Annotated in this window: 10 protein-coding genes; 6 read left to right on the forward strand and 4 right to left on the reverse strand. The window is 43.6% G+C overall.

The genetic code is table 11. The annotated features are described in order from the left end of the window. Positions 1-102: 102 nt before the first annotated feature. From psaB to H6H03_RS25525, 3 genes are all read right to left on the reverse strand, one after another. Entirely contained in the window at positions 103-2,331 is a 2,229-nt protein-coding gene (psaB, locus tag H6H03_RS25515; protein ID WP_190957856.1) for a photosystem I core protein PsaB, read from the reverse strand. Between the two features lie 619 nt (positions 2,332-2,950). After that, positions 2,951-3,172 carry a hypothetical protein gene (locus H6H03_RS25520; RefSeq protein WP_190957857.1) on the reverse strand — a complete coding sequence of 74 codons (222 nt, stop codon included), beginning with the start codon at positions 3,170-3,172 and terminating at the stop codon, positions 2,951-2,953. Positions 3,173-3,537: 365 nt separating this feature from the next. After that, positions 3,538-4,542, reverse strand: a complete 1,005-nt coding sequence (locus H6H03_RS25525) for a GNAT family N-acetyltransferase (protein ID WP_242057885.1) — start codon at positions 4,540-4,542, stop codon at positions 3,538-3,540. A 121-nt stretch (positions 4,543-4,663) separates the two neighbouring features. On the opposite strand from H6H03_RS25525, the gene H6H03_RS25530 reads away from it, so the two are divergent. The 6 genes from H6H03_RS25530 to H6H03_RS25555 all read left to right on the forward strand — a co-directional run bounded on the left by H6H03_RS25530 (position 4,664) and on the right by H6H03_RS25555 (position 10,051). Then, the gene (locus H6H03_RS25530; RefSeq protein ID WP_190957858.1) at positions 4,664-5,755 is read left to right on the forward strand and encodes a M24 family metallopeptidase; all 1,092 of its coding nucleotides are present in this window, start codon (positions 4,664-4,666) and stop codon (positions 5,753-5,755) included. Positions 5,756-5,760: 5 nt separating this feature from the next. Then, positions 5,761-6,843, forward strand: coding sequence for a galactokinase (gene galK / locus H6H03_RS25535; RefSeq protein ID WP_190957859.1), 1,083 nt, complete (start codon positions 5,761-5,763; stop codon positions 6,841-6,843). Then, positions 6,833-7,210, forward strand: coding sequence for a cupin domain-containing protein (locus H6H03_RS25540; protein ID WP_190957860.1), 378 nt, complete (start codon positions 6,833-6,835; stop codon positions 7,208-7,210). Before galK ends, H6H03_RS25540 begins: the two co-directional genes overlap by 11 nt. Before the next feature lie 230 nt (positions 7,211-7,440). After that, entirely contained in the window at positions 7,441-8,250 is an 810-nt protein-coding gene (locus tag H6H03_RS25545) for a phytanoyl-CoA dioxygenase family protein (protein WP_190957861.1), read from the forward strand. A 338-nt stretch (positions 8,251-8,588) separates the two neighbouring features. Further along, entirely contained in the window at positions 8,589-8,828 is a 240-nt protein-coding gene (locus H6H03_RS25550) for a hypothetical protein (protein ID WP_190957862.1), read from the forward strand. A gap of 218 nt (positions 8,829-9,046) precedes the next feature. Beyond that, positions 9,047-10,051, forward strand: a complete 1,005-nt coding sequence (locus tag H6H03_RS25555; RefSeq protein ID WP_190957863.1) for a glycoside hydrolase family 43 protein — start codon at positions 9,047-9,049, stop codon at positions 10,049-10,051. 2 nt (positions 10,052-10,053) lie between these two features. Here H6H03_RS25555 and H6H03_RS25560 read toward each other — a convergent pair whose 3' ends face one another. After that, positions 10,054-10,533: a DUF4383 domain-containing protein gene (locus H6H03_RS25560; protein ID WP_190957864.1), complete on the reverse strand. Its 480-nt coding sequence runs from the start codon at positions 10,531-10,533 to the stop codon at positions 10,054-10,056. Positions 10,534-11,029: the final 496 nt, after the last annotated feature.

Genomic DNA, 11,029 nt, shown 5'->3' on the forward strand with positions numbered 1-11,029 from the left:
TTGTTGCCTATTGCCTCCTATATCCTCCTATATATAGAAATCCCCCCATAACCTAACGGTAAGAGGGGGATGATGGCTAAGGTCAGAAGATTTTTATAGATTTCAACCAAATTTCCCGGCTGTTGAAGCTATAAGGAATGCTGCGTAAGTAAGGACGTAGCCCACTGTGAAGTGAGCTAGACCTACTAACCAACCTTGGACAATGGACAAAGCAACTGGCTTATCTTTCCAATGAACTAAATTAGCCAGTGGAGTACGTTCGTGTGCCCAGACTAGAGTTTCAATTAACTCTTGCCAGTAGCCACGCCAGCTAATGAGGAACATGAAACCAGTTGCCCAAACCAGATGTCCAAAGAGGAACATCCAAGCCCAGACAGATAAATTATTTGTGCCGTAGGGATTGTAACCGTTAATTAACTGAGCGGAGTTAGCCCAGAGGTAATCACGGAACCAACCCATGAGGTATGTGGAGTTCTCATTAAATTGAGCGACGTTACCTTGCCAAACACCTAGATGCTTCCAGTGCCAGTAAAAAGTTACCCAGCCAAGGAGATTTAACATCCAGAACATAGCAAGATAGAAAGACTGTTCCCAAGAGGAAGTTTGGCAAGTACCACCTCGACCAGGGCCATCACAAGGGAAAGTGAAGCCGAAGTCCTTTTTATCAGGCATCAATTTGGTACCGCGGGCATCCAAGGCACCTTTGACACAAATTAAGGTGGTGGTGTGCAGGCCTAAAGCGATCGCGTGGTGAACCAGGAAATCACCAGGGCCAATGGTCAGGAACAAGGAGTTAGTACCGGCGTTAATCGCATCTACCCAATTTGGTAACCAGACGTTACCGTAGTTGGGCCAAGCTGTATAGGCAATGCTATCTGGGTTAGATAATAAAGTATCCATGCCATACAGCAATTTCCCGTGAGCAGATTGGATGAATTGAGCAAAAACTGGCTCAATCAAAATTTGCTTTTCAGGAGTGCCAAAGGCAACCACAACATCATTGTGGACGTATAACCCAAGGGTGTGGAAGCCCAAGAATAGCGACACCCAACTTAGGTGAGAGATAATCGCTTCTTTGTGCTTGAGTACCCGGTCAAGAACGTTACCTTTGTTTTGCTCTGGGTCGTAGTCTCGTACCCAGAAAATACCCGCATGGGCGAAGGCACCAATCATCAAGAACCCAGCGATGTACTGGTGATGAGTGTACAATGCCGCCTGTGTTGTGTAGTCCTTAGCTATGAAGGCATAAGGAGGCAGCGAGTACATGTGCTGTGCTACCAACGACGTAATAGTTCCCAGTGCTGCCAAGTGTATGGATAACTGGAAGTGCAGCGAGTTGTTATAGGTGTCGTACAACCCTTGGTGGGGTAAGTTGAACTGGCCTTCAGTTGTGATGCCAAAGAAATTTCTGGCGTTGAGCATTTCTTTGATGCTGTGACCAATTCCGAAGTTGGTGCGGTACATGTGACCGGCAACGATAAAGATGACTGCGATCGCCAAATGGTGATGAGCGATATCAGTCAGCCATAGTGACTCTGTTTGGGGATGAAAACCACCCAAAAAAGTCAGAATTGCCGTTCCTGCACCTTGGGATGTACCAAACACATGCCCTGGTGTATCAGGATTCTGGGCGTATACACCCCAATCACCTCTCCAGAAAGGTGCTAAACCTGCTGGGTGCGGCAAGGTAGTTAGAAAATTATTCCAACCAACATGAACGCCGCGAGATTCGGGGATAGCAACGTGAACTAGGTGTCCTGTCCAAGCCAGAGAACTAACACCAAACAAACCTGCTAGGTGGTGATTCAAACGAGGTTCAGCACTCTTGAACCAAGCCAAGCTGGGACGATACTTGGGTTGCAAGTGTAGCCAACCAGCGAACAAGAAAAATGCAGCTAACAATAGGAGGAAGACTGAACCTTGGTAGAGGTCATTGTTCGTCCGCATCCCAATGGTGTACCACCAGTGGTAAACACCAGAGTAAGCAATGTTAACAGGATTGGTAGCGCCCCCTTGGGTAAAAGCTTCTACTGCGGGTTTACCAAAGTGGGGGTCCCAAATCGCGTGGGCGATGGGGCGGATATGCAGCGGATCTTTAATCCACTGTTCAAAGTTACCTTGCCACGCTACGTGGAACAATAGACTAGATGCCCACAGAAAAATGATTGCTACGTGACCGAAATGAGTAGCGAAAATCTTTTGGTATAGATTTTCTTCGGTCATGCCATCATGGCTTTCAAAATCATTTCCCGTAGCGATCGCGTACCAGATCCGACGCGTAGTCGGGTCTTGTGCGAGATCCTGGTTAAATTTAGGATACTTTGTGGCCATGCAATTTAATTACATCTCCATAAAACGCTAATCCAAGTTACTAGTTATAGTGAGCCAGTAACTTTTTGCAATTGAATCAGCACCCTTTCAGCCTTAAATTCGAGGTCAATCTAATAGCAAAAGCTGATGAATATTTAGGGAAAAACATCCTTACAGCAGAATTCAAAAGGAAGCACTGCGTTGGGCAGGTTCCCTAACTTGTACTCCTTTCGGGAAGCCACAGGTAGTAACTGCCGTTGAGAATTGGTGAGTTCAAAGAGAAGTTCGAGCGCCGACTTCTGGCGATGGAAACTTCGGTGAATAAAACAGGTTTTATACCTGGCTACCAGACAAATAGTTGTGTAATTTACTTCCCTTGCAATCTGCTGTAATTCTTGCACTTACATTTTTAGGGGTATGATGCAATTCATTTCTATTACAGTAATAAACTAATTAATTAGTACTACTTCCATCTAACTAACGGAGGATATTTATGTTAAATGAACTTGTAGCCTTCAAGACACTCCCAAACCCTCAACACTTAGCACAATTTCCATGATGATGAGCTTAAATTTTTGTAAACATATGGCATAATCAGAATTTTTTAACAAAAAATTAAACTCAAAATTAGGTTAATTACTCAGGGGTTAATAATTCCGTAGTAAATGGCGACAACAAATAAGAAAGTAGCCAATATAAGCAGGGGAAATCCATAGCGAACTAGTGGATTGGGTAAATCTTGATTGGTGATTACATTATTCCTTTGTACCTGAGTTATAGGCTCAGATTTGCTGGTTGTTTGAACATTGAAATTCTCAGGTTTATTCTCTGTTTTTGTATTTTCAGTCTCTTGAGATTTCATCGGCTTTTTCCATTTTTTTGTAGCTTGCGTACTTTCATAATTCCAAACATTAGCTAACGGCTACATCATTCTTAAGAATTACCTTACTTCCATGTCGGCTTCGCCTAGAGTAGTTAGTCGATATGAAGTTAATTTGTATCAACTGCATTGAGTAATAATGCACTAAATAAGTCAGCGAGAAAAATTCAATAGGAGACCTCTTGCAAAAGTCCTTCTTTGCGTTCTCTTCTCTGCGCCTCTGCCTGATATAAAAAATTATTTATGCAAGAGGTCTAGGGAAATGCTATTGGCATAGGTATAAATCCCCTGCCAATCCAGTCAAAATAATAATTATTTGACATTTTGCCGCGCGGTTGATGCTGCTATTAATACAGCACAGATGGTAGAAAAGCCCCTGCTGGTTCGTTATACAGGCCGAGGCTCATTAACGTTGCGGTCTGGGTGACACGCAGGCCATGGTTCAAACACCAACGGAACAAGTCAGCGTTACGCATCGGAACATAGAAGCCTAACTCAGCGGATGCTGGAGCCGCGGCAATCAGGGCCTTTAAGTCTTCATTGTTCTCGGCGACAGCGTGACCGAAGAAGCCAATTTCGCTGGTATAGCCCGATACGCGCCCATCACACTCGACAAGCATTGCTGTGCCTCGCCCGATAGCTGCCTTTAGTTCGCCGGCCCTGTCATGACCATGAATGCGATCGCAGAGTTGATTACACACAGCAAGGTCGGCCTCAGTCATCAGACGAACGCTACGGCCGGGTATCGTTAAGCTGAGCGGCTTTCCTTCAAAATTCGCCAATGGTTCGCGCACATCGAAGCCGAGTTTTGTATACAGGGAAAGCGAGCGGCTGTTATGGGCCGCTTGAACGAGTCGCACACCAGCGTACCGTTTTTCGCGTGCCCGCTGTAAAACATCTTCCATCAGGCGACGACCAACCGAGCGATTTTGTGCAGCTGGGTCTACCGTAGTGGGGCCGACTCCGGCGATAGTGTCGCCTTCCCACAAAAAGTTGCTGCCGATGACGCGCCCATCAGATGCCTCCGCCACCACCGAATAAACTGCTGGGTCTGCTAAAATTTCGGTCAACATAGCTGCTCCAAACTCCGCAGAAGGAAAGTCGGGTGCTAAGCCATGCTGTTCGGCAATGGCACGGAATCCTTGATACAGAATTGTGCCACAGGGAAGTGCATCGTCGGTTCGTCCCGCACGCAGTATCACTGAAAATGTTTGTTCTAATACTTTGTCCATGATGAAAAGCCTTTCAAGTGTTCCTTTCGTAAGTTTGGGCGAACGGGAGGTCGAACCGAAATCAGGGCAAAAATGGAAATAAATGTTGGGAATGTTTGATTTTTTGTTACCTACAATCAAGTTATACCAATTAGCAGGTAATTGCGATCGCTACTCCACTATTTTGAATAGCAACCTCAGACAGACGCAGACAGACGTAGATTAACTTGATAATTATCTGTATCTATCTATAGTTTTTCCTATGAATGAAGAAGTCTCTAGGAAGTTGGAGTTAATCAGGGAAACATTGCGGGAAAACGAAGCCCAAGGGGTGCGCTTGCGGGGGACAGACTGGTTTGCTTGGGCGACGGCTGGCGCTTCTAACACCGTGCTGCTTGCTGCTGAAACTGGTGTGGCAGAAGTATTAGTAACTACTGAAGATGCTTGGGTATTAACGGATGAAATTGAAGCCCAACGTCTTATAGATGAAGAACTGCCTGCTAATTTTAAGGTGTACGTCAACCCTTGGGCTGATGGTGCTGCTGCGCGTGAGTCTTTCGTTCGTGATGTAACTGGCGGTGGAAAAACAATTAGCGATCGCCCCATCTGCAATTTAGAAAAGCCATTACCCCCAACTCTACAAACTCATAAACGGGTAATGATGTCAAGTGAACTAGAGCGATATCGCCAAGTCGGGCAAAAAGCCAGCTTTGCAATGACAGAGGTACTCAAAGCCGCCAAGCCAACTTGGACAGAATATCAATTAGCGGGTGCAGGTGCAGAGGCGTTATGGGCGAAAGGCTTACATCCAGCGCTGACACTGGTAGCAGGTGAAAGGCGTTTACCACTATACCGTCATGCTACAGCTACCGGTGAACAGATTGGACGACAAGCGATGTTGGTGTTTTGTGCTAGAGGTTACGGTTTGTATGCAAATCTGACTCGATTTGTTTGTTTTAGTCAGCTTTCAGGCGAACAAGCCGAATTGCATCGCCATGTTCGTGAAGTAGAAGCAGTAGTTTTGAATTTGTGTCAACCCGGAACCACTCTCGACAAAGTTTATCACGCCCTAGCTCAGACTTACGAGCAGCATGGATTTCCTAATGCCATCCGCGAACATCACCAAGGAGGAACCACTGGATATTTAGCACGAGAAATCGTTGCAAATCCAACTACTACCGATACTTTGACAGAAGGCATTGCTCTTGCTTGGAATCCCAGTTTACCAGGGGCAAAGGTGGAAGATACTTTTGCGATTCTCAAGGATGGCAAGTTGGAAAATCTGACTTTTGATGCAAATTTTCCTAATGTTGAAGTAGAAGGAAGGTTACGCCCTGTACCTTTGTACAATTAAAAATTATGGATTTTCAACAAATATTCGATAAACCAGCCCAAACTCAAGCTACCGCACCAGGAAGAGTAAATTTACTAGGCGAACATACAGATTACAACGATGGTTTCGTTCTGCCAACTGCGATTCCCCAATCTACGACGGTACAGCTGGGTTTTAGTAGTGAGCATCAACATCACTTTTACTCGGAAAACCTCAACGAGCAAGTCACAATTTTAGATATTAATCATACACCGTCTGGATTTGCCAGTTATATTTTTGGCTGTCTTGAGGTTTTGCAAAAAGCAGGATACACAATACCATCGCTTTGTGTATACGTCCAATCCTCGGTTCCTATGGGTTCCGGCTTGTCTAGCAGCGCAGCTTTGGAAGTGGCAACCCTACGGGCGGTGCGCCAACTTCTAGACCTTCCCATTGATGATGTTGAAATCGCCCAATTAGCCCAGCAAGCAGAAATTCATTATGCTGGGGTGCAGTGCGGCATTATGGATCAGATGGCTTCTAGCTTGGCGGATACTGAGCATATTTTGTTTTTAGATACTCGTACTTTAGAACGCCGTGTCATGCTTTTGCCTGACAACACCGAGGTTTTGGTGATTGATAGCGGCGTACCCCGCACCCTGGCAAGTAGTGGATATAACCAGCGGCGTGCGGAGTGTGAAGAGGCGGCGCGATCGCTAGGAGTTAAAGCACTGCGAGATATTACTGATCCTAAAGTAACAGAAAAACTACCCGAACCTCTACGGCGGCGTGCCCGTCATGTGATTACAGAAAATAACCGCGTCTTGGAAGTATTGCAAGGTGTATCTTCTCAACGCTTTGGCGAGTTGATGAACGCATCCCACGCTAGTTTGAGAGACGATTACGAAGTATCAGTACCTGCACTAGATACCCTAGTAGAACTATTGCAAAAAACTCCCGGAGTGTTTGGTGCAAGACTCACAGGTGCTGGTTTTGGCGGTGCTTGTGTGGCTTTGGTTGCGGCTGGTGAAGCCACAAGAATTGCAACCCATGTCCTCGAACAATACAACCAAGCTGGTTACAACGGACGAATTTTGGTTCCTTCTTTGGAGTTAAGCAATGCAGCCTAAAGTTGTTTATGGAAACGCAGCCGTTGAAGGGGCAAATCGTTGGGGATGGTTCATCGGTCACTTTATCACCCCTGAAGACGATCCGCGTTCCACAGAAATGTTAGAAGTAAAATGGGCTGTTCATAAAGCAGGTGAAAGCAGAACTGATTGGGCAGTCAATAACCAAGCTGCTACGCTTTCAATTCTCATTGACGGGGAATTTCGCTTGCAATTTGAAGATAGAGAAATTTTATTAAGTCGTGAAGGTGATTATGTTCTTTGGTGTGCAGGCGTACCCCATTGGTGGGTTGCTGAGTCCGACTGTACAATTCTGACTGTCAGATGGCCTTCAAGGCCAGGCGATAGTGTTGCATTGCCTGGAATTTAAGGGGCAATAGGCAATAGGCTTGAAGGTAGGTTTTTGTCTGTATTCTAGGCTCAGTTTATGTCAAAAACTATGGTTTAACTACCATAAATAATTTTAATTATTTGTTACGGAGAATTAGTATAAGCCACTCATTTGGAAAATAGTGCGCTACCATCGACGAGCAATAAAAAAATCTCCTAGAGGTCTGATATTAATACGCCTCTAGTTATAAGTTAAAGAGGATAACAAAGATGGTTCAAAGTATAGGCGGTATAGCGAAATATTCGGCTACCGACCTAGACCGATTAGCTCAACAACTAAATCAAGACGGAATTTGTATCATTCCCAGTCTTTTTGAGCAAAAATTAATTGAAGAGTGGGCAGAAGCTTTTGAAAAGTTATTTAGAGAGCGTCAAAATCAACCAGGTGGTTTAGCTCCTCGTGAAGTTGCCCGCTATTATCTGACATTACCTTGGGTTTCTCCATTTGCTAATGAATTGGTTTTTGCGAACCCAGTGATTATGGGTCTTTTAGAGCGTGTTTTCTATCAAGAATACGTCATGGTTCAGTTGGGAGTTGATGTCCCATTCCAGGGTTCGGATTATCAGGAAATCCATCGCGATTTTCGTCCGTTATTTAGCGACCAGATAGTAACGCCTCTCTACGCTTTAGCAGTTAATTTCCCACTAGTGGAAGTAACCGCAGAAAACGGGCCGTTCCAAATGGCACGCGGTACCCATGTATTACTGCGGGAAGAGGGATTAAAGAAGGTTGCCAGTGGTGAAATTCCGATGGAATCTTTTTATATGCAGCCTGGTGACGTGATGGTGCGATCGCCTTTAGCTTTGCACAGAGGTTCCCCAAATCGCACGAATCAACCAAGACCAATGGTTGTGATGGGCTATGCTATGCATTGGTTACACACACCAAAAGTAGAATTGACTCTCCAACGAGACTACTATGAGAGCCTACGAATGGAGATAAAACAAATGCTGCGGTGTCAGGTAGCTGAAGAGTTGCCTAAAGAAAAAGTTGAAACTTACGTAAATTTCAAGTATTAGGAGTAGGGAACAGGGAACAGGAAAGAAGGCTTTCTTAGGTATAGTGAGTTTTTTCAAAAATCAAATATGAGTCCTATATTAAGCTATAGCAATCCTATTTGATTTGTGAAAGCTAAAGTACATTTGTACGTTGTTCTTGACTGTTGCCTATTCCCTACCTTCATGAGTAATTTTGTAACTCCTGTACGGATTGCTATAAGTTATAAATATTTTTTATTCAAAAGTTTTTCTTAAAAAAGTTATACCGGGAATTCTATCTGAGGGTAGGAAATCTCTCAACAACTAAAAGGTATCATTTTATTATTACAACAACCTATTAAATAAGGGAGAAATTTTTTATGCCGTCAGAAATTCCTGAAGATAATCGCAAAGAAGAAGGTAAATACGATCCTCAAGATAACCCTGGAACCCAAACAACTGTACCAACTACAGAAGAGGGTGATACTCCTCTTGATGAAAGATATCGGATGACTGGTCAAGAATCAGGTACAGACGTTCGTCAAGGTGCTGAACCTGAAGCTCCTGGCGGTACTATAACCACGCCAGGTCTTCCTAATCAAGGAACGGAATCTCGTTAAAAAGATTCTTGAATTTAATCAAGATAAATGTTCATTTTTGCGATTCCAAGGCTTAGTTTTTCTGAAATTTGCCACAATTTAACTTAATACTTAGGGTGAATCTCTCCAGCTTAAAATTGAAGTAAGAATTTTAAGCTGGTCTGCTTAATTTGATAAAAGTCTACGCTATATAACTTATTAGCTTCAACTCTGGCGATCGCAATATTTACGGAATTCAAATGCAAACATATACTAATCCGGTCTACAAAGGTTATTTTGCCGATCCTTTTGCTTGGCAGTACCAGGGAGTATATTATGCGATCGGAACTGGTGCAGCAGAAGCACAAGGAATGGTAGATGCAATAGCAGACGCAGCAAATATTAACTCCAATAACAAATGCGTCTTCCCTCTGTTACGCTCTTTCGACTTTGTGAATTGGGATTTTGTTGGTAACGCACTATTGCGGCCAGACCCCGCCCTTGGTGATAATTTTTGGGCACCGGAAGTTGCTTACTGTGATGGAAAATTTTATCTCTACTACTCTGTAGGACACGAGGACAAGAATCATCAGTTACGTGTGGCTACAAGCGATACGCCGTTAGGCCCTTATCAAGATGTTGGCGAACCACTTGTAGATCCAAATTCCTGTCCTTTTGCCATCGATCCCCACCCATTTTGTGATGATGATGGACAGTGGTATTTGTTTTACGCCGTTGACTTTCTCGATACACCCGATGGAGTCCGTGCTGGCACCGCATTAGTTGTAGACAAACTCCAAACCATGACTCAGCTTGCTGGTGAGGGGAAAGTCGTTTTGCGGGCGCGGTCTGATTGGCAAAGGTTTTTAGCCAACCGCTTGATGTATGGTAAAATCTATGACTGGCATACTTTAGAAGGCCCCTGTGTTCGCAAGCATGGAGGTAAATATTACTGCTTTTATAGTGGTGGACGCTGGGAAACTGAGAACTACGGTGTCGATTATGGCCTTGCTGACAACGTGATGGGGCCTTACTCCGATGCAGGAAACGAAAACGGGCCGCGGGTGCTAAAGTCTGTTCCGAATTTTGTTAGAGGGCCGGGACATAATTCTATTGTTCTTGGGCCTGATGGTCACACTGAGTATCTTGTCTACCATGCTTGGACAGAAAATATGGAGATGCGGCAAATCTGCTTAGACAGGCTTATTTGGACACCAGAAGGGCCAATTTGCAAAGGCCCTACCTGGACGCCCCAGAACATCTGATATTAAAGATTTTGCGATACATTAACACCGCTGACTTTTGCTGGTATGACAATACTATAGTAGCCAGCAGCGATCGCTGCTAATGCGTTAAGCAAAACATTGGCGCGAAATAATGGCATTAAGCCAAAAAATGTCTTACCCAATGGCAACAATCCAATGATGGCTAGCAACGCATAAGCAATTGTAAAACCACGATTGAATAAGCGTGCAGCGCTAGTATTGTTGTAAAAAGTGATTCCTAATAATCCGACGGCGCAGCGTACAAGGTTATGCAAAAAGTTGGTGGGAATTGCACCAAACATATAACCAAAGCCCGCAGAATAAGCGCCAACAGATTCATCAAGTGGAACAAAAGATTGGCTCGTTCCTGGCAATGAAACCAAAGCTGGTACAAATCCAGCTAAACCTAAAGCTAAATAAATGATTCCAATCGCTAAAGCAATGTAACGCTCTATCATTTTTCCCTGGTTGATGTTTTCCATCTTTTTTACCCTGTGAAGTGTGAGATATCTACAAGTAGTAGCTGAATCTATTTTCTTAACATCTAAAAATAGATTGACTCTAGCTTTTTAACTGTCTAAGTGCAATATTTATAATTAAATTAGGGATTGCACTTTATTAATTTGAAACAGTAATACTAATGTTGTAACTCATAGAAAAAATCGATTTTCTGTCACTAGTTTGAATGTATTCTCTGCCAATAGTTTTAAGTTTAACTTTAAGTTTTTCACTTGAAATCACAATTTAGCTTAAAAAATAAATAGATATTTTAGAGAAAAAATACATAAACATAAAAGTTTTCATAGCTAATTTGCTAATCATTATTAATAACAAAAACCAACATAATATAGGACTCATATTTGATTGCGTGAAAAAAACTCACTTAATCTTCTAGAACCCTGTTGCCCTTCTCTACGAGATGCTGCGCCCGAAGCGTAGCTATGCCACAGGCTTTTCAGAAGCGATCGCTTGAGGTTT

It is taken from the genome of Nostoc paludosum FACHB-159 (assembly GCF_014698835.1).
In the GTDB taxonomy this organism is placed as follows: domain Bacteria; phylum Cyanobacteriota; class Cyanobacteriia; order Cyanobacteriales; family Nostocaceae; genus Nostoc; species Nostoc paludosum.

Excerpts from the sequence above, each read along its gene's own strand:
- psaB (WP_190957856.1), bottom strand. The coding sequence starts at position 2,331 with ATGGCCACAAAGTATCCTAAATTTAACCAGGATCTCGCACAAGACCCG.
- H6H03_RS25520 (WP_190957857.1), bottom strand. The coding sequence starts at position 3,172 with ATGAAATCTCAAGAGACTGAAAATACAAAAACAGAGAATAAACCTGAG.
- H6H03_RS25530 (WP_190957858.1), top strand. The coding sequence starts at position 4,664 with ATGAATGAAGAAGTCTCTAGGAAGTTGGAGTTAATCAGGGAAACATTG.
- galK (WP_190957859.1), top strand. The coding sequence starts at position 5,761 with ATGGATTTTCAACAAATATTCGATAAACCAGCCCAAACTCAAGCTACC.
- H6H03_RS25540 (WP_190957860.1), top strand. The coding sequence starts at position 6,833 with ATGCAGCCTAAAGTTGTTTATGGAAACGCAGCCGTTGAAGGGGCAAAT.
- H6H03_RS25545 (WP_190957861.1), top strand. The coding sequence starts at position 7,441 with ATGGTTCAAAGTATAGGCGGTATAGCGAAATATTCGGCTACCGACCTA.
- H6H03_RS25550 (WP_190957862.1), top strand. The coding sequence starts at position 8,589 with ATGCCGTCAGAAATTCCTGAAGATAATCGCAAAGAAGAAGGTAAATAC.
- H6H03_RS25555 (WP_190957863.1), top strand. The coding sequence starts at position 9,047 with ATGCAAACATATACTAATCCGGTCTACAAAGGTTATTTTGCCGATCCT.
- H6H03_RS25560 (WP_190957864.1), bottom strand. The coding sequence starts at position 10,533 with ATGGAAAACATCAACCAGGGAAAAATGATAGAGCGTTACATTGCTTTA.